Raw genomic sequence first — 19,870 nt, 5'->3', positions numbered from 1 at the left:
ATCCTCCCGTTCGTTGTGATGGCGTTCATTGGGTCGCGACGCCATTTCGGATGTTGTTGGGGTGGACGGCCTCTCGTTCGGGAGGCAGCCGTTCGGCTCCGTCCGGAGCCGGGCCTGCCGCCATCGTTCTGAGGTCGATGCCCTGCTGTTCGGGCAGCATCAATGCAGCGCAGAACGCAGCCGTGTAGCCGCAGATGGCGCAGATCGCCATTGCGTCGCCGAGATGCATCCGGGTCGACAGGATGCCGACGGTTGCCGGCACGATCGAGCCGAGGCCGCGCCCTGCGCTGAGCGCAAAGCCGGCGCCGTTGGCGCGGATGTTGGTCGGAAACAACTCGGCAAAGGTCGGCATCAGGCCCGAGGCAAGGCCGGCCTGCAGCGCGCCGAGGAAGAATCCGAGGATGATGGTGATGCCCTGGCCGATCGGCGCCTGGGTGTAGACCGCGACGTTCAGCGCCTGGCAGAGCAGGAACAGCATAAAGCCTTTGCGGCGGCCGATGCGGTCGGCAATCAGGCCGAAGGCGATCGGACCGACGAACGATCCGAAGATATTGACGGCGAGATAGCCGGCGGTGTGCATGACAGGCAGATGCAGGCCGGTCTGCAGATAGGTCGGCAGCCAGGTGATCATCACATAGGCGGCGCCGAGCGTGCCGGTGGTGAAGAAGGTCGCGACCAGCGTCTTGAACAGATGCTCGCCGGTGAAGATGGTCCAGAAGCTGTGCGTCGACGAGGCGCCGCGTTGCGCCTTCTCCTCGACGAAGATCGCGGATTCCGGCACGAAGCGGCGGACGAAGAAAACCAGCAGCGCGGGGAGGATTCCGATCGCGAAGAACACGCGCCAGGCCATGTCCTGCGACAGCCAGCCGAAGATGAGCGGAAATGCCGCCACCGACAGCGCGTTGCCGACGGCATATCCGCTCTGGATCGCAGCCGCGACGCGGCCGCGCATGCCGGCCGAGACCACCTCGGCCACCAGCACGGCGCCGACCGCGGCTTCGCCGCCATAGCCCATGCCCTGGACGGCGCGCGCGACCAGGAGATACCAGAAGCCGTCGGCGAAGGCGGCGGCGAATGTCGAGACCGCGACCAGCAGGATGGTGAATTGCAGCACGCGCACCCGGCCGAACCGGTCGGCGGCAATGCCGGCGATCCAGCCGCCGGCGGCGGTGCCGATCAGCGAGCTCGAGGCGAGAATCCCGGCGTCAGGCCGCGACAGGCTCAGCGTCGCGATCAGCGCCGGCGTGACCAGCGCATAGATCGTCGTGTCCATCGAATCGAGCGCAAGTCCGCCGAAGGCGGCGAAGAATGTCTTGCGTTCGACGGCGGACAGCTTGGACAGCCACCCCAGATTCATTTTCGTTTCCCCCTGATGATCTCGGCCTCTTGTTGTCGGGCCGTTGCTGAAAGGCTTAAGGCGGGTCCAGAGCCGCCGGGTTGACGACGTTGGCGCGATCGATGTCGCGACGCATCAGCACTGCTGCGATGTTGCGCGCGGCCTCGACGCCGGTCCGTGTGATCGACGCGCCGGTTTGAGCCGCGATATGCGGCGTCACGATCAGGTTCGGCGCTTGGAGGATCGGCCGGTCCTTGGCGGGCGGCTCTTGCGCCAGCGTGTCGAGGCCGGCGCCGGCGAGATGGCCGCTCTTCAATGCCGTGCACAATGCGTCCTCGTCGACCAGCGCGCCGCGTGCCGTGTTGATCAGGATGGCGCCGGACTTCATGGCGTTGAGGCGCGCGGCATCGATCATGCCGCGGGTCGCATCGGTCAGCGGCGCGTGCAGGCTGACAATGTCGGAGACGGTGAGCAGCTCGGCGAGGTCGGCGGCTTCGCGCGCCAGCGCCGGATCGACACGGCCCTTGCTCCGGCCAAGCGCGACCACGTTCATGCCGAGCGCCGCCGCTGTCCGCGCGACGTGGCGGGCGATGCGGCCGAACCCGACGAGGCCCAGGGTGCGGCCGCGGATTTCGCGGCCGCGATAGGTGGCGCGGTCCCAGGCGCCGGAATGGGTTCGCGCGTTCAGGCTGACGACGTCACGCCCGAGCGCGAGGATCAGCGCGATGGTGTGTTCGGCGACCGCGGGCGCGTTGGCGTCGCCCGCCACCATCACCAGCACGCGCTGCTTGGTTGCGGCATCGATATCGACGCCGTCGACACCCGCGCCGTGCTTGGCGATCACGCGCAGATGCGGATTGCTGGCGATGACGGCGGAGGAGAATACCGGATTGCCGCGCATCAGGATCGCCTGCGTCGGCGCTGTTGCCATCTCGTGCGTGAGGCGTTCAGGCGTGACGGCATCGCGCATCAGCACGACATCCGCGCCGATCTCGCTGAGGACATTGACGGCGGCGGGCGCGAGGTTGTCGCCGGTGACGAGAACGCGGAATGGATCGGCCATCGCCTATCGTCCGCTGCGATATTGCATGGCTGCCCCGCAGCGTGCGCCGCGCCATACTGCAAGAACCTGACGCATATTCCGCGCTTCTCCCTTCTTGTCCCTTGGAGCATTGCTGATTTCGCGCGAAGATCGGGAAACGGCCCTGTGAGGTCAAATACCTTGTTGACCCCCCACTTATAGGGAAACGGAATAAGCGATGGATTACAGGCAGCTTCGTTACTTCATCGCGGTGGCCGAAGAACTCAGCTTCAGCCGGGCCGCGAAGCGTTTGCATGTCAGCCAGCCGCCGCTGAGCACGCAGATCAAGGCGATGGAGGCGGAGCTCGGGACGCGCCTGCTGGCGCGGACGCGGCGCGCTGTGGAACTCACGCAGGCCGGGCAATTGCTGCTGGAGCATGCGCGGCGCGCGGTCAGCGAGCTCGATCTGGCGTCGGAGACGGTGCGCCGTGCGGCGCGCGGCGAGGCCGGCATGATCCGCGTCGGCTTCACCGGCTCGGTGCCGATGCTCGACATGTTCGCAGAGCTGTTCCGCAGCTTTCGCGCCAGCTATCCGCGGGTGAAGATCGAGCTCCGGCACATGTCGACGGCGACGCAGCTGCGCGCGCTCGCCGACGCCGAGCTCGATGTCGCGATCATGCGGCCGCCGCTCGATTTCAGGCCGGCGGCCGACCTGCAGGTCCATGTGGTGTGGCGCGACCGGCTGATGGTGTTTCTGCCGCTCGATCATCCGCTGGCCGGCGCGAAAGGTGCGCTTGAGATGGCCGATCTCGCCGATCACGAATTCGTCGGCATGGCCGAGAGCGGCTGCGGCGTCGGCGATCAGGCCGCGATGCTGTGCCGGCGGGCGGGCTTTGCCCCGCGCGTGGTGCAGGAGGCGCATGAATTGCGCACCGTGCTCAGTCTTGTCGCGGCCGGGATCGGGCTTTCGATCCTGCCATCCTGCTACCAGCAGGCCGGCGTCATGAATGTGGTGGCGAAGCCGCTGGACACGCCGGATGCGGAGAGCCGCATGCTGGTGGCGATGCGCGCGAACGCCTCGCTGCTGCCGCGCCGCTTCGTCGAATGCGCATTGCAGGCGGCGTCGCGAAGCGCACCGCCGCTCGTCCCCGAGGTCGCCGCAGCGAGCCGCTGACGCCGCAAGTGAGAGAATTGCTTTGTCGCTTCAGCGCAAGATTGCTTGGCAATTTTGTCGCGAGCTGCGCCAATGACGGTGGTGCAGGGCGTCACAGGGTTTCAGGCCGGCGGAACGAAGACCCGGTTCGGGAACGCCTGCTCGACGACGTCGAGAAACGCGCGAACCTTGGCGCCAACCAGCCGTCGCGAGCTCTGCAGCGCCCAGATCTCGACCGGAGGTCTGGCATCGGTTCCCCAATACGCAAGCCGGCCCGCGGCAATGTCGTCGTCGACGAGCAGCTTGGGCAGCAGGGCCGCGCCGGCGTCCGCCTGCACCGCATCACGGATCATCAGCATGGATGAGAGACGCAATACTGCCCGTGGCCTGAGCGTGGTCTCATCGTGTTCATTCCGGATGCGCCAGACGGTGTCCGGTGGCGTCTGCGACATGAGAACGGCATCGACGGAGATGCCATCTGTATCGCAAGCGGAGGTCGTCGGCCGTTGTCGATCGGGATGCGCCACGACCAGCAGCTCATCGTTGAGGAAGCGGCGGCCGACGAGACGTTCATCCGGTGACGGGTTGATGCGGATGACAAGGTCATAGCCGTCCTCGACCGGATCGACCACGCGATCCTCGGCGACGATCTCGAGCTGGACGTCCGGATAGGCGTGCGCAAAGCGCGCACCGATCCGACCGAACGCGACATGCGCCAGCAAGACCGGCGCGCTGACCCGCAACCGGCCACGCGGCGTCGACGCGCCGAGCACCACGGCTTCGCCAGCTTCGGCGATGTCGGACAGCGGACCGCTGGTGCGCTCGTGCAGCGTGCGGCCCTCATCGGTCAGTCGAAGGCTCTGCGAACCACGCTCGATCAAGCGGACGCCGAGACTTTGTTCGAGCTCGGCGACGCGCCGGGAGAGGGTGGCCTTGGCCCGTCCGGAAGCCCGGCTGGCGCGGCCGAACCCGCCATGCGCCGCGACCAGGTTGAAATCGGTGAGCGCCTGAAGGTCCATCGAATGTGTTCCATATTCGAGACGGCATGTCCAAATATTGGCACCTTCAAAGGAAAATTGGAACGGGTAGCTTCTCTCAACGGCGGCGGGCGGTCTGCCGCAAAGAGGGAGTATTCGACATGGCTATTCTGGTGACAGGCAGCACAGGCACCATCGGCACCCAGGTTCTGAACCATCTCGCCGGTCACGGCGTCGAGGTTCGGGCTCTGACGCGCTCGCCCGGCAAGGCTCAGTTCCCGCAACACGTGAAGGCGGTTCGGGGCGATCTGACGGACATGGATTCGGTCCGCGCGGCGCTTGATGGCGTCAGCACGCTTTTCCTGCTGGTGCCGAATGTCGCCGATGAGCTGACCCAGGCGATGCTGACGCTGACCGCAGCGCGCGAGGCCGGCGTCAAGGGCATCGTCTATCTCTCGGTGTTCAAGGGCGAGGCCTATGCCGACGTGCCGCATTTCGCCGGCAAGCATACGGTCGAGCGGATGATCGAGGCGCTCGATCTTCCCGCGACCATTTTGCATCCGGCCTATTTCATCCAGAACGATCTTCGGCTGAAGGAACCGCTGGTTAATTTCGGCGCCTACGGCATGCCGATCGGCGCGAAGGGCATCTCGATGGTCGACATCCGCGACATCGGCGAGGCCGCGGCGATCGAGTTGGTGCGTCGCGAGCGTGCGCCGGCACCGCTCGGCCGCGAGACCTATGCGCTGGTCGGTCCCGACGTCATCACCGGCGAGGGCGCCGCTGCGATCTGGCGCGACGTACTTGGCCGCGCCGTCAGCTATGGCGGCGACGATCTCGCAGCGACGGAGCAGCGTCTCAAGGCCGCGATGCCGGCCTGGCTCGCGCTCGACATGCGCCTGATGCTCGGCCGTTACCAGAGCCATGGCGCGGTCGCGACGGCGGATGATTTGGCGCGTCTGACGCGATTGCTCGGCCGCGCGCCGCGTGCCTATCGCGATTTTGCCCGCGATGCTGCCGCGCAGTGGCGCAAGGGTTAGATTCGCCCGGGCACGAGGAAGCGCGTGACCACGCCGCCGAGCGTGGCGTGGTCGAGCGGCGCGGCGAGCGATGTCTTGGCGGTTTCGACCACAGCGTCCGGCGCGAGGCCGCGGCGCAGGTCGCACAGCGCGTCGGCGTAATCGGCGGTGAATTCCGGATGCGGCTGCACCGACAGCGTGGTGCCGTTGCCATAGAGCAGCCCGGCATGCGGCGTGAAGTCTGATGACATGATGGTGCGCGCGGAGGCGGGCGGGGTGATCACCTGGTCCTGATGCGAGCAGGCCGCGGCGATCGTCTCGCCCGCGATCAGCCCATTGTCCGGCGCCAACTGGTAGACGTGACGGCCGATGCCCCAGCCCTTCTCCGACTTGCGCACGGTGCCGCCGAGCGCCTGCGCGATCAGCTGATGACCGAAGCAGACGCCGACCATCGGAATGCGCTGGTCATGCGCGGCGCGCACGAAGGCCTCGAGCGGCGCGATCCATTCGACATCGTCGTAGACGCCGGCAGATGATCCCGTGATCAGGATCGCATCCAGAGCCGACGGATCCGGCAGCGCTTCGCCGTTGGCGACGCTTACGACGTCGCAGGCAACAGATGGATCGGCGGCTGAGACCATCCGCTGGAACATCTGCGGATAGCTGCCGTGGCGCTCGCGGAATTGCGGGCTGACGAGCCCGGTTTCGATGATGGTGATGCGGGGCATGGGGCGCGCGGGTGAATAAGCGGGGACGCCTCAGCCTTTACTCCGAAAGCGCTGTTGGCCACAAGCCGCGCGCGGCGGCCGCCGATCAATTGCGGGGCGTCGCCGCAGCTTCGATCGTTGCGGTGTGCTGCGCCGCTGGCGTCGCGCTTGCGATCGCCGACGCCGTGCTCGTGCTGACGATCACCGGCTCGGTGCGGTAGCGCGGCAGTTGATCCTCGAGCGAATAGCCGACGCAGAGCGCAAGGCTCGACCACACCGCCATGCTGAAATACAGCGACATCCAGGCGATCTCCTCGCGCCACTCGGCGATGTCGTGGGTCACGACCCAGCGCCGGCTGACGTCGCGCAGGCCCTCGAGCGGGTGCAGCAGCGTGCCGCCGGCGGCGAGATTGGCGCGCCAGCGGTTCAGATACATCGGGACGTCGACGGTCATCAGGAAGGCGAGGAAGGCGGCGATGCCGACGATCGCGACGATGAAGGCCCAGCGCACCGGGCCATGAAACTCCGGCAGCAGCCGGCACAGCGCAATCCCGACCAGGAAGAACACCACCGCCCAGATCGAGTTCTCGATCGCGTTGCAGAGATAATGGGTGGTCAGCACCGCGTACCAGGAGAAGCATTCCGCGATCACGATCAGCGGCACGATGATCCAGGCGATGGTCACGGTGGTCTCGGCGCCGGTCATGGTGCCGAGCTGATACAGCACGATCGCCCATTGCGCGGCGAAGCAGACCTCGGCGACGGTGGCAACGGTGCGGCCGACCACGACGCTCGACAGCCAGGTGTCGAACAGACAGATGCGCTGCACGTCGGCGCGCGGCAGCACCGAGCGGAACGCGCAGCCGAACACATAGGCGGCGCAGAGCAGCAGCATCAGCCCGATGCCGGAGGTGTTGCTCAGGCTGCCATTGGCCTGCTCGTGGAACTGGCGGTAAAGCCCGAACCAGACCGCGATGTTGGCGGCGCTGACAAGGCTCAGCATGCCCCACCAACGGACCACCGGATTCGACCAAGCCAGCGAAACCGGCCGTGCCCGCCACTCCATGCTCATTCACCGCTCCGCGCGTAACCGAATTGACATTTCAATGTATTAATTCTGTCATAGACGATCGAGAATCACGACTAAAAAATGCGTGTGGAGCGGGCACGGCTCCGATTATGACAGCGAGATTTGTGACAACGAGATTTGTGACAACGAACGCGTGGCGCGCTCCGGAATAACGATGGAGAAAGCCTGCTCGCCGGCTTTAGCCGCGCAGCGCCGTTTCCGGAATGGTGCGGCGGACCACCTCGCGCATCGCGAAGCTGGAATGGATGCGCGCCACACCGGGCATCCGCGATAGATGCTGCTTGTGGATGCGCTCGAAGTCGGCGATGTCTCGGGCTATGACCTGCAGATGATAATCGTCGCTGCCCGACATCAGATGGCAGGACACGACGTCGGGGCAGCGCGCGATCGCAGCCTCGAATGCCGCCAGATAGTCCTCGCTCTGCTTCTCCAGCGTGATGGTGACGACGACCGTTGTCACAAGTCCCAGCGCGCTCGGCTCGAGATCAACGCGGTAGCCGCGGATCACTCCGATCTCCTCGAGATGGCGGATGCGCCGCGCGCAGGCGGTCGGCGACAGCCCGACCTTTTCCGCAAGCTCGATCTGGCTCGCGCGGGCATCAGTGACCAGCTCGCCGAGGATTCTGAGGTCGATACGATCGAGACCGTCCACGCAGTTTTCCTTCAAGGGCTGAGCCTGTGACGAAGGATACGAGCGTATCTGGATGTGCACAAGCCGGAATTCGCTGAGAAACGCCGTGTGACGGGGAATACGCTTGAGGCTGGCGGAAGCGAACCATTCAAGGAGCGGACCATGCGCATCGGCGTGCCCAAGGAGATCAAGGTCGAGGAATATCGGGTCGGGCTGACGCCCGCCTCGGTGCGGGAGTATTTGGCGCACGGACATGAGGTCGTGGTGCAGCGTGGCGCCGGCGACGGCATCGGTGCCGGCGACGACGTCTACACACAGGCCGGCGCGCGGATCGCCGATACCGCCGATGAGGTGTTTGCCGTCGCCGACATGATCGTGAAGGTGAAGGAGCCGCAGCCGGCCGAATGGGCCCGGCTGCGCGAGGGACAGATCCTCTTCACCTATCTGCATCTTGCGCCCGACGTTCCGCAGACCAAGGGCCTGCTGGCTTCCGGCTGCACGGCGATCGCCTATGAGACCGTGACGGATGTGCATGGCGGGCTGCCGCTGCTGGCGCCGATGAGCGAGGTCGCTGGCCGGCTCGCGATCGAGGCCGCGGGCGCTGCGCTGCGCAAATCCGCCGACGGCATGGGCAAGCTGCTTGGCGGCGTGCCGGGCGTTCCGCCGGCAAGGGTTGCGATCATCGGCGGCGGCGTCGTCGGTACCCATGCAGCGCGGATGGCGGCCGGGCTCGGCAGCGACGTCACCATCCTCGACCGCTCTTTGCCGCGGCTCCGCGCGCTCGACGACCTCTTCATCGGCCGTGTCCGCACCCGCTACGCGACGCTGGAAGCGATCGAGCAGGAGATCATCGCCGCCGACGTCGTGATCGGCGCGGTGCTGGTCCCGGGCGCCAGCGCGCCCAAGCTCGTCTCGCGCGCGCAACTCGCCAGCATGAAGCGCCGTGCGGTGCTGGTCGACGTCGCGATCGACCAGGGCGGCTGCTTCGAGACCTCGAAGCCGACCACGCATCAGGCGCCGACCTATCTGGTCGACGACATCGTGCATTACTGCGTCGCCAACATGCCGGGCGCGGTGCCGGTCACCTCGAGCCACGCGCTCAACCACGCCACTTTGCCGTTCGGCCTGGCGCTGGCGTCGAAGGGGCTGCGCGCGCTGGTCGAGGATCCGCATCTGCGCGCCGGCCTCAACGTCCATCGCGGCCGCATCACCAACCGCGCCGTGGCCGAGAGCCAGCATCTCGCGGTCGTGATGCCGGAGGAGGCGCTGGCGTCGTAGGCGGTTGAGGCCAAGCTCCTTCACTTAACTCCGTCATGCCCGGCCTCGTGCCGGGCATCCACGTCTTTGCTTCCACCCGCAAGAATAGACGTGGATGGCCGGGACAAGCCCGGTCATGACGAAATTGAGGCATCGTAGCCCCGATGAAGCGAAATGAAATCCGGGGCTGGTCTCTCCGCGGAGGGACTGTCCCCGGATTGCGCTTCGCTTCAGGCTACGGTTCTGTCACCCGCACGCGTCAAGCGTCCTGAGAGGTCATTTCTCGACGAATCCTGGCCTGGCTTCATTTGCCAGTTTCTTCAGCCGGCTCTGCATGACTTCAATGATGCGCGCGCGCTTTGCCGCGATTCGTTCGATTGGCCCGCCGATGCCGATCGCGAGCGGAGCGCGTCTCCTGGGTAGGGGTACAAGCATGCCTATTGTGTTTGCGCCCGGCGTCGTGCGGCCGCTGGACTCGGAAAAGCCGCGGCGGCGAATGCGCTCGACCTCTTCGAGAAAGGCCGATTCGCGAACGCGCGCCGACTGACTCGGCTCCTCGGAGTTATTGCGACGAATGATGCCGCGAATTTTGGTGTTTGGCATTTGGCTCAGCAGCACGTGTCCGAGCGCGGTACGAACCATCGGTCGTATTTGACCAGCATGTGTAATGAACTGAAGCTGATAGCCGCTGCGTACAACGTGTAGATACTGCATCCCGGCGGCGCCTGCCTGTTGTCCAAGCATCACGGTTTCGCCGCCAGTCGCGGTCCAGAGTTCCTCCATCAGATCGGTGAGCTTTGCATCACGGAATGGAGAACGACGGATCCAATCACCAAGCAGATTCACCCGGTAGCTAGGGATGAAACGCCGGGTCTGTCGGTCGTATTCAAGGTAGTTCAATTCAACGAGACTGCTGAGCAACACTGACGTGCTCGATTGGGGCATCTCCAACGCGGAAGATATTTCAGTCACGGAAGCAGCCCGCTTTGTTTCCCGAAAGAACTCCAGAACGGCAAACGTCCGCATGGCCGATTTGACAATGGCCGTCTTATTCGAGTTCGGCATGGCTGTCTCCGCGGCGGGTCAATGACCGCGCCTCCATCACATATGTGATGTTAGGCCGAAACTGCTTCACTTGACGACAACTTTGGCACAGATTGGCGCCAATTAGATCAAGCCGCATGGAAACGCAGAGCGCAGGGGAAGGCGGATGCCCGGACGAAGTTTGCTCGAGAAGATCTGGGACCAGCATGTCATTGCCCGCCTCAGCGAGGACACCGATCTCCTGCATATCGACCGCCATCTGCTGCACGATCTCGGCGGCTCGCGCGGCCTACTCGACCTGAAGAGCCGTGGCCTCAAGGTTCACAATCCCGAACTGGTCTTTGCGACGCCGGACCATGCGCTGTCGACGGCGCCCGGTCGCGCCGGAACCAGCAAGATCGGCATGGAATTGCTGGCCGCGCTTCGCCTCGAGACCGCGGCGAGCGGCATCACGCTGTTCGATGTCGACCAGCCCGGCCAGGGCATCGTTCACGTCATCGGGCCGGAACTCGGCTTGAGCCTGCCGGGCGCGACGATCGTCTGCGGCGACAGCCATACCTGCACCCATGGTGGCCTCGGCGCGCTCGCCTTCGGCATCGGATCGAGCGAGCTCACCCATGTGCTGGCGACGCAGGCGCTGATCCAGAAGCGTCCGAAAACGATGCGCGCGCGTTTCGAGGGCAAGCTGCCGCTCGGCGTCACCGCCAAGGACATGATCCTGGCGCTGATCGGGCATGTCGGCGCCGCCGGCGGCACCGGCTATGCCGTCGAATATGCCGGCAGCGCGATCCGGGCGCTGCCGATCGAGGGCCGGCTCACGATCTGCAACCTCTCGATCGAGCTCGGCGCCAAGATGGGGATGGTGGCGCCGGACGAAAAGACCTTTGAATTCCTGCGCGGCCGCCCCCATGCGCCGCAGGGCGAGATGTGGGACCTCGCGGTGAAGGCGTGGCGCGAATTGCCGAGCGAGCCGGACGCGGTGTTCGACCGCGAGGTCGTGATCGATGTCGAAAAGATCATCCCGCAGGTGACCTGGGGCATCAGCCCCGAGCACGTCGTCGGCGTCGATGGCGTCATTCCCGATCCGAAGACGGTCGACGATCCGGCGCGGCGCGCCGCGATCGAAACCGCGCTTGAGTACATGGGCCTGCAAGGCGGAGCGCCGATCGCCGGCACGCCGGTCGACTGGGTGTTCATCGGCTCCTGCACCAACAGCCGGCTGAGCGATCTGCGCGCCGCGGCCGAGGTCGCGCGTGGCCGCAAGGTCGCGGCCGGCGTGCGGGCCTGGGTGGTGCCGGGCTCTGAAAACGTCAAGCGCGAGGCGGTCGCCGAGGGGCTCGACAAGATCTTCATCGACGCCGGCTTCGAATGGCGCGAGCCGGGCTGCTCGATGTGCCTTGCCGCCAATGGCGAGGTGGTGGCGCCCGGGCAGCGCTCGGTCTCGACCTCGAACCGCAATTTCGTCGGCCGCCAGGGGCCGCGCGCGCGGACGCATCTGGCGAGCCCCGCGAGCGCCGCGGCCTCGGCCATTGCCGGCGTGATCGCCGACGTCAGGATGATGGGACGCTGAACATGCCGAAACCGTTCGACAAGCTCACCGCGACCGCCGCGCCGATCATGCGCGCCAATATCGATACCGACGTCATCATCCGCATCGAGCGCCTGGTCGGCAACTCGATCCGCGGCACGCTCGGCAAATGGGCGTTCGGCTCGCTGCGCTATCTCGCCGACGGCTCGGAGAATCCGGAGTTCATCCTCAACCGCGAGCCATACCGCGAGGCCGAGATCCTGGTGACGGGGCCGAATTTCGGCTGCGGCTCGTCGCGCGAGGGCGCGGTGTGGTCGCTGCAGGAGCGGGGCATCCGCGCCATCATCGGCTCGGGCTTCGGCGACATCTTCTTCGCCAACTGCTTCCAGAATGGAATCCTGCCCGTCATCGTCGACAAGGCGGTGGTCGATCAGCTTGCCGCCGACATCGAGGCGACGCAGGGCGCGGGCAAGGTCTCGATCGATCTCGAGGCGCAGACCATCGTCTCGCCGTCGGGCGCGCGGCATTCGTTCGAGATCGACCCGCGGCGGCGCGACGGGCTCCTGAAGGGGCTCGACGAGGTGGCGCTGACGCTGCAGCGCGACGACGAGATCCACGCCTTCCAGGCCGCCGACCGCGCGGCGCGGCCCTGGATTCATTCTACAAGGACACCCGCTTCAAGGACATCGGCATGAGCACGCAATCCAACATGGTCAAGGTCGCCGTCGTCGGCGGCGAGGGCATCGGCCCCGAGGTCACCGCGCAGTCGCGCCGCGTGCTCGACTGGTTCGCAGCGAAACGTAACGTGCCGATGACGCTGCGCGAGGCGCAATACGGCCTGATCCCGTATCTGGCGACCGGCAAGGTGCTGCCCGAGGACACGGCGGAGGCGATGGACGAGGCCGACGCGATCCTGTGGGGCGCGACCGGCGGGCCGGAGACGACCGAAGTGCCCGCGGCGGCGCGCAAGGCTGGCAGTCTGCTCGGCCTGCGCAGAAAATACGATCTCTACGCCAATTTGCGGCCCATCGTGGCGAGCCCGGCGCTGTCGGCGTCGGCGCCGCTCAAGGCCGAGGTACTCGACGGCGTCGACTTCGTCATCATCCGCGAATTGACCAGCGGCATCTATTTCGGCGAGCCGCGCGGCATCGAGACATTGCCCGATGGCCAGCGCCGCGGTTTCAACACCGAGCAATACACCACCAACCAGATCCGCCGCGTGGCGCGCTCGGCTTTCGAGCTGGCGCGGACCCGGCGCAACAAGGTCTGTTCGGTCGACAAGGCCAATGTGCTGGAGACCAGCGTGGTCTGGCGCGAGGAGATGATCAGGCTGCACAAGGAGGAGTTCTCCGACGTCGAGCTGACCCATCTCTATGTCGACAACGCCGCGATGCAGATCGTGCGCGAGCCGCGGCAATTCGACGTGATGGTGACCGGCAACATCTTCGGTGACATCCTGTCCGACTGCGCGGCAATGGCTTCGGGCTCGCTCGGCATGCTGCCGTCGGCCTCGCTCGGCCCGGTCGATCGCTTCGGCCGGCGCAAGGCGCTGTATGAGCCGGTGCATGGCAGCGCGCCCGACATCGCGGGCAAGGGCATCGCCAATCCGCTCGGCTCGATCCTCAGCGTTGCGATGCTGCTGCGCCTGACATTGAACCGGCCTGAAGATGCGGACCTGCTGGAAAAGGCGGTGCAGACCGCGCTGGCGTCCGGCGCGCGCACGGCGGATATTGCGGAAGCCGGCGCGAAAAAACTGTCGAGCGTCCAGATGGGCGACGCGGTGCTCGGCGCGCTGGACAGGATCTCGGCCAAGGAGCACGCGTGATGCCGCGCGTCACCATGCCCCATGTGTCGAGGCGATCGGCCCTGACGGTGATCGCCGCGGGCGGCGCGGCGCTGGCTGCGGGGCGTGCGTGGGCGCAGGCGGCCACCGGCCGTGCGATCTATCCGGTCGCGGTGCCGGTCTATCAGACGCAATTTGTTGCGGATCGCATCGGCTACTTCAAGGAAGCCGGGCTCGACTGCAAGCTGGTGCAGGGCGGCAGCGGCGTGAAGACCCGCGAGATCATCGCCTCGTCGCAGGGCGATATCGGCATCGGCGACGTCACCCATCCGATGCAGCTGACCAATCACGGCCGCGCCGCGCGCGTGCTGCTGCCGGTCGACACACGGTCGAACTCGGTGATGTTCATCATCCGCAAGGATCTGAAGGACCAGGGCATCAACTCGCTGGAGGCCTTCACGCAGTGGAAGCGGCCCGACGGCCGCAAGCCGATCGTCTCGGTGTCCTCGCTCGGCGGCACCAACCATGTCTGGGCGTCCTACTACATGGAAACCATGGGGCTCGACGACAAGGTGACCTGGATCGGCACCGGCAATGTCGACACCATGCTGGGATCGCTGAAGTCGAAGCAGGTCGATATCCTGGTCAGCTCGCTGTCGCTGTTGAACGAGGCGCAGCAGCAGGGTTGGGGCGAACTGCTGTTCGACGGCACCGACGAGGCGATCTGGAACAAGCATATCGGCGGCAAGGTGCCGGTGACCGCGCATTTCACGCTGCAGGCGACCATCGACAAGGACTCGGCGAAGATGCAGGCCTTCGTCACCGCGCTGTGGCGTGCGTCGCAATGGATCAAGGCGCACAAGCCGACGGAGGTCTATGACGCCATCGAGCCCTATGTCGGCAGCACCTCGCGCGATGCCAATCTGCTCGAGATCACGGCGATCCAGAAGGTCGCGGACTATGAGGGCACGATCGACGCCGCAAGCTTTGCGCGCGGCGAGAAGGTCTGGTTCCGCGAGATGACCGGCATCAAGCCGCTCAAGATCGCCGACGTGGTCAACTCCAACCTGATCGACGCGGCGCGAAAGGCCTATCCGGGTTGAGCGCCCTCGAGACAAGCGCCACTCTGTCGCCGCGCGCCTCGGCCGACCGCCGCGTCGAGGTCAATGGCCTGTGCAAGTCGTTCCAGCTCGCCAAAACCACGATCGAGGCTGTTCGCGACGTCACTTTCGACGTCCGGCGCGGCGAGTTCGTCGCGCTGCTCGGGCCGTCGGGCTCGGGCAAGAGCACCGTGCTCAACATGATCGCCTCGCTGATCCGCCCCACCGGCGGCGAGATCCTGATCGACGGCAAACGCGTCGTCGCCGGCAAGGCGACGCCAAATGTCGGCTACGTCTTCCAGCGCGATACGTTGTTTCCGTGGCGGACCGTTGCCGACAATATCGGCTATGGGCTGGAGCTGGCAGGCGTGCCGATGAGCGAACGGAAAGAGCGCATCGCGGAATCCGTCGCGCAGGCGGGACTGAAGGGATTTGAGAATGCCTATCCGTCCGCGCTGTCGGGCGGCATGCGGCAGCGCGCGGCGTTGATGCGGACCCTGATCGTCGAGCCGCAGATCCTGTTGATGGACGAGCCGTTCGGCGCGCTCGACACCCACACCAAGATCGACATGCACGAGGTGCTGCTCCGGATATGGGAACGCGAGCAGCAGACCGTGCTGTTCGTGACCCACGATCTCGGCGAGGCGCTGACGCTCGCCGACCGCATCATCCTGTTCTCGGCGCGGCCGGGCCGGATCAAGGACATGTTCGAGGTCGATTTCGCCCGCCCGCGCGATGCGGTGAAGGTGCGCGAGACCCCGCACTATGCCGAGCTGTTCCAGCACATCTGGCATTCGCTCGGCGAGGAATTCGTCAAGGGTCGCAGCCCATGAAGCGTTACAGCATGATGAACACGATCGGCTGGCAGATCCTAATCTGCGCAATCGTGCTGTCGGTATGGCAATGGGGCTACGACCTGCGCACGAAACTGCCGTGGCTGGTGCCGGATCTGCTCGACCCGTACTTCATCTCGAAGCCGTCGATGATCTACGAGAATTTCCTGATCCAGAGCTGCCTCAAATCGAAGCTCGGCGTCTTCAACGGCTGGTTCAACGGCGACTTCGCAAAGTGCCGGGCGCGCAACGAGAACAATCTCTGGGCGGCGACCGCCATCACGCTGAAGAACACTTTCTTCGGCTTCGTCACCGGCGTGGTCAGCGGTTTCGTCGCCGGGCTGATCCTCGGGCGATCCGACCGCCTGAGCGCGATCTTCCAGCCCTTCATCACCGCGGTGAATTCGATCCCGCGGATTGCGCTGGCGCCCATCATCGTGCTGGCGTTCGGGATCGGCGACATGTCGAAGATCGTGACCTCCTGGATCGTGGTCGTGTTCCTGGTGTTCTTCAACACCTTCGAGGGCGCGCGCTCGATCGACGAGGGTTTTACCAATGCTGCGCGTCTGCTCGGCGCCAGCGAGTGGCAGATCACCCGCACCGTGGTGATCCCCTCGACCATGGCATGGGTGTTCGCCTCGCTGACACCTGCGATCTCGTTTGCGCTGATTGGCGTGATCGTCGGCGAATTCATCGGCGCTGAGCGCGGCATCGGCCGTCTTATCATCGAGTCGGAGGCGCGCGGCGAGGCTTCGGGCATGATGGTCGCGGTCGTGGTGCTGATGCTGGTCGGCGTCGTGCTGTCGGCGATCATCTGGCGGCTGCAGGCCTATCTCTTGCGCTGGCAGCGGCAACGCAGTGCGGAGTAGAAAGTGGCCCGCGGCGACATCGCATTCGTCGCGCACGTGCCACCTTCGGTGTTAGGCCGCGTTTTCCGACGGCGAGCTCTCGCCGTCGAGCCAATCCTGCTCCTTTGCCAGAGCGCGCCAGGCCGCTTCCATGCGCTTGAAGCGATTATAGGTCGGCTCGTCATCGGCGCGCTCGGCAAGCTGCGCGCAGTTCTCCGCATTGTCGAGGAAGTGCTGCGATTGTCTCATGGAACGTCCTCCTGTTGATGAGAACGTGGGACATCAATTCGGGCGATTCAACGCATGGAACATGATCATTTCGCCACGCTGATGAATGTCTGTTCAGCGAGTTCCATGCGCGATGTTCCGCGCTTGCGCGTGTGCATCTGCAGCAGGGTCGTTGACGCCAGTCCTAGGTCACCGGCGCCGGGTTGAACAGCGTCAGATCGTTGTGGATGCCCCAGCGGTCCGACCATGGCTTGGTCCGGCCGCTGGCGACATCGAGGATCAGGCGGAACAGGTCCCAGCCGGTCTCCTCGATGGTCTTCTCGCCGGTCGCGATGCAGCCGGCGTCGAAATCGATCAGATCCTTCCAGCGCCGCGCCAGTTCGCTGCGGGTCGCGACCTTGATGACCGGTGCTGCGGCAAGGCCATAGGGCGTGCCGCGGCCGGTGGTGAACACCTGCAAGGTCATGCCGGAGGCGAGCTGCAGCGTGCCGCAGATGAAGTCGCTGGCGGGTGTCGCCGCAAACAGCATGCCCTTCTGCCGCGCCTTTTCGCCCGGCGACAGCACGCCGGCGATCGGGCCGGAGCCCGACTTGACGATCGAGCCCAGTGACTTCTCGACGATGTTGGCGAGCCCGCCCTTCTTGTTGCCCGGCGTGGTGTTGGCGCTGCGGTCGGCGCCGCCGCGGGCGAGATAGGCGTCGTACCATGCCATCTCGCGGATCAGCGCGCGGCCGACATCCTCGTTAACGGCGCGGCGGGTCAGAAGCTGGATCGCATCGCGCACCTCGGTCACTTCCGAGAACATCACGGTGGCGCCGGCACGAACCAGCAGGTCCGCGGCGAAGCCAACCGCGGGATTCGCGGTGACGCCGGAGAACGCATCGCTGCCGCCGCCTTGCAGGCCGATCACGAGATCGGCGGCCGGGCAGGTCTCGCGCGTGCGGGCGTTGAGCACCTTCAGGCGGGCCTGGGCCTGGGTCATGATCGCCTCGACGATGGCGCCGAAGCCGTCAAAGGCTTCGTCCTGCATCCGCACGACAGCGTCGCTGATGCCTTCCGGCACCAGCCGCTCCGGCGCGAGCTTCTCGCAGCCGAGCCCGACCACCAGGATCTCGCCGCCGAAATTCGGATTGAGCGCGAGATTCTGCAGCGTGCGGATCGGCACCACGGCGTCGGGTGCCGTGATCGCGACGCCGCAGCCATAGGCATGCGTCAGCGGCACGACATCGTCGACATTGGGATATTTCGGCAACAGCTCGGCGCGGATGCGCTTCACGGCATATTCCATCGTGCCCTTGACGCATTGCACGGAGGAGGAGATGCCGAGGATGTTCTTGGTGCCGACCGAGCCGTCGGCGTTGCGAAAACCTTCGAAGGTAAAACCTTCGAGCGGCGGCAGGGCAGGCGGCACCGCGGTCGCGATCTCGAGCTGATCGAGCGGCGGCGCCTCGGGCATGCGGATGCGCGCCTCGTCGACCCATTCGCCGGCCAGGATCGGCGACAGCGCATGGCCGATCACCTCGCCATAGCGGATGATCGGCGCACCCTCGGCGATGTCTTCCAGCGCGGTCTTGTGGCCCTGCGGCACGAAGGCGCACAAGGTCAGGCCCGAGGCGAAGCGGGAGCCCGCCGGCAGGCCGAAATCATTGACGACGATCGCGACATTGTCGCGTTCGTTGAGTTTGATGTAGCGGGGCTGCTCCTGCGCGCCGATCGACTGGTCCATGAGGGCTCCTCAAGAGCGGTGAGAGTTCTGATTAGGACGCATCCGCAGGCGTCCACCTCTCCCCGGCGGGGAGAGGTCGGCGCGGGTCCTAACCGGCTACATAGGTAACAGAATAGACCGGCGACATAGGTAACGGGTCAACTGATCGGCAAGGAGGAACTTGCCGATGGGGTGGATGGAGACCTGTGCTGTGGATGAACGGATGCGGTTTGTGGTGGCGGCACAAAAGCACGAGGAGTCGTTTGCGGCGGTGTGCCGGCGGTTCGGAGTGAGCCGTCGGGTGGGCTACAAATGGCTTGCACGGTTCGAGGAAGAAGGCGCGGCCGGACTGTTCGATCGTCCGCGAGCTCCGCTGCATCGTCCACAAAGCGTTGCGGAGAAGATCGCTGAGCGCTGCCTTGAGGTGCGTCGGGCGCATCCTAGCTGGGGGCCGATCAAGGTGCTGGCCTTTCTCGAACGGAAGTCACCTCGGACGGCATGGCCCGCGGCAAGCACGATCGGCGAGCTGTTCGATCGTGAGGGGCTGACGGTGAAGCGCAAGCTGCGCCGGCGCGGGCCGCCCTCGAGCGCGCCCTTTGCCGGTTGCGAGGCGGCCAACGACGTCTGGTGCATCGACTTCAAGGGCTGGTTCCTGACCGGGGACGGCATGCGCTGCGAACCGCTGACGCTCACCGATGCCTATAGCCGCTATCTGCTGCGCTGCCAGGCCTTGGCACGCACCGACACGGATCATGTCTGGCCTGTGCTGGACGCTGCGTTGCGCGAGTTTGGGTTGCCACTCTACATGCGCTCGGACAACGGCTCGCCGTTTGCCTCGCGCGGCGCCGGAGGATTGTCACGACTGTCGGTCAAGCTGATCAAAGCCGGCGTGACGCCGGAGCGCATTGCACCGGGCAAACCTCAGCAGAACGGCCGCCATGAGCGGATGCATCTGACGCTGCTGCAAGACGTTGCCAATCCGCCGGCTCCCACCATGCGCGAGCAGCTCAAGCGCTTGCACAGCTTCCAGCATCTCTACAACGAAGAGCGTCCTCACCAATCGCTCGACAACGCCACGCCAGCCGACCGTTACCAGGCCTCCTCGCGCCGCTTCGACGGTGTCTTGCGCAAGCCGGAATACGCTGACGGTCAGGACGTCCGCTCGGTCCGGCACAACGGAGAGATCAAGTGGTTGGGCAACACGATCTATATCAGCGAAGCGCTGATCGGTGAGCCCGTCGGCTTGGCCGAGGACCCGGACGGCTGGACCGTCAGCTATGGCCCGATCGTGCTCGGCACGATCGCCCATCGCGGTGACCAACTCCGCAGACCCAAACGCAAGGCAAAAGGCTGTGGACTTGAGGACAACGCTACGCGTTGCCCTCAGGGTCCACAGCCCCAACAACAGACCTGAACGAAACGAGAATTGTGTTACCCATGTCGTCGGTCTGAACCGTTACCCATGTCGCCGGTTGCTCACGCGCAGCGCCGGGTGAGGGGCCGCAGGTCCCCGCGAGAGAGCGTAACCCCTCACCCGGATCGCTCGCGCGATCCGACCTCTCCCACAAGGGGAGAGGTGGGTACCGTCGTCGCCGCCAGACCTGCACCAT

The 19,870-nt window shown here is 65.6% G+C and carries 19 protein-coding genes; 10 read left to right on the top strand and 9 right to left on the bottom strand.

Annotation, left to right across the window (positions count from 1 at the left end; genetic code table 11):
• Positions 1 to 25: 25 nt before the first annotated feature.
• Together HAP48_RS07530 and HAP48_RS07525 are read right to left on the bottom strand one after the other, a co-directional pair.
• Positions 26 to 1,357, bottom strand: coding sequence for an MFS transporter (locus tag HAP48_RS07530; protein WP_166214279.1), 1,332 nt, complete (start codon positions 1,355 to 1,357; stop codon positions 26 to 28).
• Positions 1,358 to 1,412: 55 nt separating this feature from the next.
• A complete protein-coding gene (locus HAP48_RS07525; RefSeq protein WP_166214280.1) occupies positions 1,413 to 2,399 on the bottom strand; it encodes a hydroxyacid dehydrogenase in 987 nt (328 codons plus the stop codon).
• Between the two features lie 196 nt (positions 2,400 to 2,595).
• On the opposite strand from HAP48_RS07525, the gene HAP48_RS07520 reads away from it, so the two are divergent.
• Positions 2,596 to 3,531, top strand: coding sequence for a LysR substrate-binding domain-containing protein (locus tag HAP48_RS07520; RefSeq protein ID WP_029082783.1), 936 nt, complete (start codon positions 2,596 to 2,598; stop codon positions 3,529 to 3,531).
• A gap of 101 nt (positions 3,532 to 3,632) precedes the next feature.
• On the opposite strand, the gene HAP48_RS07515 is transcribed toward HAP48_RS07520, so the two are convergent.
• On the bottom strand, positions 3,633 to 4,529 hold the full coding sequence (locus tag HAP48_RS07515; RefSeq protein ID WP_166214281.1) for a LysR family transcriptional regulator: 897 nt from the start codon (positions 4,527 to 4,529) through the stop codon (positions 3,633 to 3,635).
• Between the two features lie 119 nt (positions 4,530 to 4,648).
• On the opposite strand from HAP48_RS07515, the gene HAP48_RS07510 reads away from it, so the two are divergent.
• The gene (locus HAP48_RS07510) at positions 4,649 to 5,527 is read left to right on the top strand and encodes an NmrA/HSCARG family protein (RefSeq protein ID WP_166214282.1); all 879 of its coding nucleotides are present in this window, start codon (positions 4,649 to 4,651) and stop codon (positions 5,525 to 5,527) included.
• Here HAP48_RS07510 and HAP48_RS07505 read toward each other — a convergent pair.
• The 3 genes from HAP48_RS07505 to HAP48_RS07495 all read right to left on the bottom strand — a co-directional run bounded on the left by HAP48_RS07505 (position 5,524) and on the right by HAP48_RS07495 (position 7,970).
• Positions 5,524 to 6,234, bottom strand: a complete 711-nt coding sequence (locus HAP48_RS07505; protein ID WP_166214283.1) for a type 1 glutamine amidotransferase — start codon at positions 6,232 to 6,234, stop codon at positions 5,524 to 5,526. The genes HAP48_RS07510 and HAP48_RS07505 overlap by 4 nt on opposite strands.
• Before the next feature lie 85 nt (positions 6,235 to 6,319).
• Positions 6,320 to 7,279, bottom strand: a complete 960-nt coding sequence (locus tag HAP48_RS07500) for a hypothetical protein (RefSeq protein WP_166216776.1) — start codon at positions 7,277 to 7,279, stop codon at positions 6,320 to 6,322.
• 202 nt (positions 7,280 to 7,481) lie between these two features.
• Positions 7,482 to 7,970, bottom strand: a complete 489-nt coding sequence (locus HAP48_RS07495; RefSeq protein ID WP_029082788.1) for an Lrp/AsnC family transcriptional regulator — start codon at positions 7,968 to 7,970, stop codon at positions 7,482 to 7,484.
• Between the two features lie 126 nt (positions 7,971 to 8,096).
• Here HAP48_RS07495 and ald point away from each other — a divergent pair, with 126 nt between their 5' ends.
• The gene (ald, locus tag HAP48_RS07490) at positions 8,097 to 9,212 is read left to right on the top strand and encodes an alanine dehydrogenase (RefSeq protein ID WP_166214284.1); all 1,116 of its coding nucleotides are present in this window, start codon (positions 8,097 to 8,099) and stop codon (positions 9,210 to 9,212) included.
• Positions 9,213 to 9,467: 255 nt separating this feature from the next.
• Here the strand turns inward: ald and HAP48_RS07485 are convergent, their stop codons facing one another.
• A complete protein-coding gene (locus HAP48_RS07485) occupies positions 9,468 to 10,256 on the bottom strand; it encodes an IclR family transcriptional regulator (RefSeq protein ID WP_166214285.1) in 789 nt (262 codons plus the stop codon).
• A 145-nt stretch (positions 10,257 to 10,401) separates the two neighbouring features.
• Here HAP48_RS07485 and leuC point away from each other — a divergent pair, with 145 nt between their 5' ends.
• The 6 genes from leuC to HAP48_RS07455 are packed head-to-tail and all read left to right on the top strand — an operon-like array spanning position 10,402 to position 16,348.
• Positions 10,402 to 11,805, top strand: a complete 1,404-nt coding sequence (gene leuC, locus HAP48_RS07480) for a 3-isopropylmalate dehydratase large subunit (protein WP_166214286.1) — start codon at positions 10,402 to 10,404, stop codon at positions 11,803 to 11,805.
• Between the two features lie 2 nt (positions 11,806 to 11,807).
• On the top strand, positions 11,808 to 12,458 hold the full coding sequence (gene leuD / locus HAP48_RS07475) for a 3-isopropylmalate dehydratase small subunit (protein WP_166214287.1): 651 nt from the start codon (positions 11,808 to 11,810) through the stop codon (positions 12,456 to 12,458).
• Positions 12,455 to 13,588 (top strand): 3-isopropylmalate dehydrogenase, encoded by a 1,134-nt coding sequence (gene leuB / locus HAP48_RS07470; RefSeq protein WP_166214288.1) that lies wholly within the window; start codon positions 12,455 to 12,457, stop codon positions 13,586 to 13,588. The genes leuD and leuB overlap by 4 nt, the downstream gene beginning before the upstream one ends.
• Positions 13,588 to 14,649, top strand: a complete 1,062-nt coding sequence (locus HAP48_RS07465) for an ABC transporter substrate-binding protein (RefSeq protein WP_166214289.1) — start codon at positions 13,588 to 13,590, stop codon at positions 14,647 to 14,649. Before leuB ends, HAP48_RS07465 begins: the two co-directional genes overlap by 1 nt.
• Positions 14,646 to 15,479: an ABC transporter ATP-binding protein gene (locus HAP48_RS07460; protein WP_166214290.1), complete on the top strand. Its 834-nt coding sequence runs from the start codon at positions 14,646 to 14,648 to the stop codon at positions 15,477 to 15,479. The genes HAP48_RS07465 and HAP48_RS07460 overlap by 4 nt, the downstream gene beginning before the upstream one ends.
• Entirely contained in the window at positions 15,476 to 16,348 is an 873-nt protein-coding gene (locus tag HAP48_RS07455) for an ABC transporter permease (RefSeq protein ID WP_166214291.1), read from the top strand. The genes HAP48_RS07460 and HAP48_RS07455 overlap by 4 nt, the downstream gene beginning before the upstream one ends.
• A 51-nt stretch (positions 16,349 to 16,399) precedes the next feature.
• Here the strand turns inward: HAP48_RS07455 and HAP48_RS07450 are convergent, their stop codons facing one another.
• Together HAP48_RS07450 and garD are read right to left on the bottom strand one after the other, a co-directional pair.
• Complete coding sequence (locus HAP48_RS07450; protein ID WP_166214292.1) at positions 16,400 to 16,576, bottom strand: hypothetical protein; 177 nt, start codon at positions 16,574 to 16,576, stop codon at positions 16,400 to 16,402.
• A 163-nt stretch (positions 16,577 to 16,739) separates the two neighbouring features.
• Positions 16,740 to 18,281, bottom strand: a complete 1,542-nt coding sequence (gene garD, locus HAP48_RS07445; protein WP_166214293.1) for a galactarate dehydratase — start codon at positions 18,279 to 18,281, stop codon at positions 16,740 to 16,742.
• A gap of 166 nt (positions 18,282 to 18,447) precedes the next feature.
• Here garD and HAP48_RS07440 point away from each other — a divergent pair, with 166 nt between their 5' ends.
• Positions 18,448 to 19,674, top strand: a complete 1,227-nt coding sequence (locus HAP48_RS07440) for an integrase core domain-containing protein (RefSeq protein WP_420869824.1) — start codon at positions 18,448 to 18,450, stop codon at positions 19,672 to 19,674.
• The last annotated feature ends 196 nt before the right edge of the window (positions 19,675 to 19,870 follow it).

It is taken from the genome of Bradyrhizobium septentrionale (genome assembly GCF_011516645.4).
Lineage (GTDB): Bacteria > Pseudomonadota > Alphaproteobacteria > Rhizobiales > Xanthobacteraceae > Bradyrhizobium > Bradyrhizobium septentrionale.
Note: the sequence above shows the minus strand (reverse complement) of the source record. Positions and strands in the feature narration are given on the sequence as shown.

Bases quoted from the DNA above. Each gene is read 5' to 3' on its own strand.
- HAP48_RS07450 (WP_166214292.1), bottom strand. From the start codon at position 16,576: ATGAGACAATCGCAGCACTTCCTCGACAATGCGGAGAACTGCGCGCAG.
- HAP48_RS07485 (WP_166214285.1), bottom strand. From the start codon at position 10,256: ATGCCGAACTCGAATAAGACGGCCATTGTCAAATCGGCCATGCGGACG.
- HAP48_RS07530 (WP_166214279.1), bottom strand. From the start codon at position 1,357: ATGAATCTGGGGTGGCTGTCCAAGCTGTCCGCCGTCGAACGCAAGACA.
- HAP48_RS07520 (WP_029082783.1), top strand. From the start codon at position 2,596: ATGGATTACAGGCAGCTTCGTTACTTCATCGCGGTGGCCGAAGAACTC.
- HAP48_RS07515 (WP_166214281.1), bottom strand. From the start codon at position 4,529: ATGGACCTTCAGGCGCTCACCGATTTCAACCTGGTCGCGGCGCATGGC.
- HAP48_RS07440 (WP_420869824.1), top strand. From the start codon at position 18,448: ATGGGGTGGATGGAGACCTGTGCTGTGGATGAACGGATGCGGTTTGTG.
- HAP48_RS07525 (WP_166214280.1), bottom strand. From the start codon at position 2,399: ATGGCCGATCCATTCCGCGTTCTCGTCACCGGCGACAACCTCGCGCCC.
- HAP48_RS07455 (WP_166214291.1), top strand. From the start codon at position 15,476: ATGAAGCGTTACAGCATGATGAACACGATCGGCTGGCAGATCCTAATC.
- HAP48_RS07500 (WP_166216776.1), bottom strand. From the start codon at position 7,279: ATGGAGTGGCGGGCACGGCCGGTTTCGCTGGCTTGGTCGAATCCGGTG.
- HAP48_RS07510 (WP_166214282.1), top strand. From the start codon at position 4,649: ATGGCTATTCTGGTGACAGGCAGCACAGGCACCATCGGCACCCAGGTT.
- HAP48_RS07465 (WP_166214289.1), top strand. From the start codon at position 13,588: ATGCCGCGCGTCACCATGCCCCATGTGTCGAGGCGATCGGCCCTGACG.
- leuD (WP_166214287.1), top strand. From the start codon at position 11,808: ATGCCGAAACCGTTCGACAAGCTCACCGCGACCGCCGCGCCGATCATG.
- leuC (WP_166214286.1), top strand. From the start codon at position 10,402: ATGCCCGGACGAAGTTTGCTCGAGAAGATCTGGGACCAGCATGTCATT.
- ald (WP_166214284.1), top strand. From the start codon at position 8,097: ATGCGCATCGGCGTGCCCAAGGAGATCAAGGTCGAGGAATATCGGGTC.
- leuB (WP_166214288.1), top strand. From the start codon at position 12,455: ATGAGCACGCAATCCAACATGGTCAAGGTCGCCGTCGTCGGCGGCGAG.
- garD (WP_166214293.1), bottom strand. From the start codon at position 18,281: ATGGACCAGTCGATCGGCGCGCAGGAGCAGCCCCGCTACATCAAACTC.
- HAP48_RS07505 (WP_166214283.1), bottom strand. From the start codon at position 6,234: ATGCCCCGCATCACCATCATCGAAACCGGGCTCGTCAGCCCGCAATTC.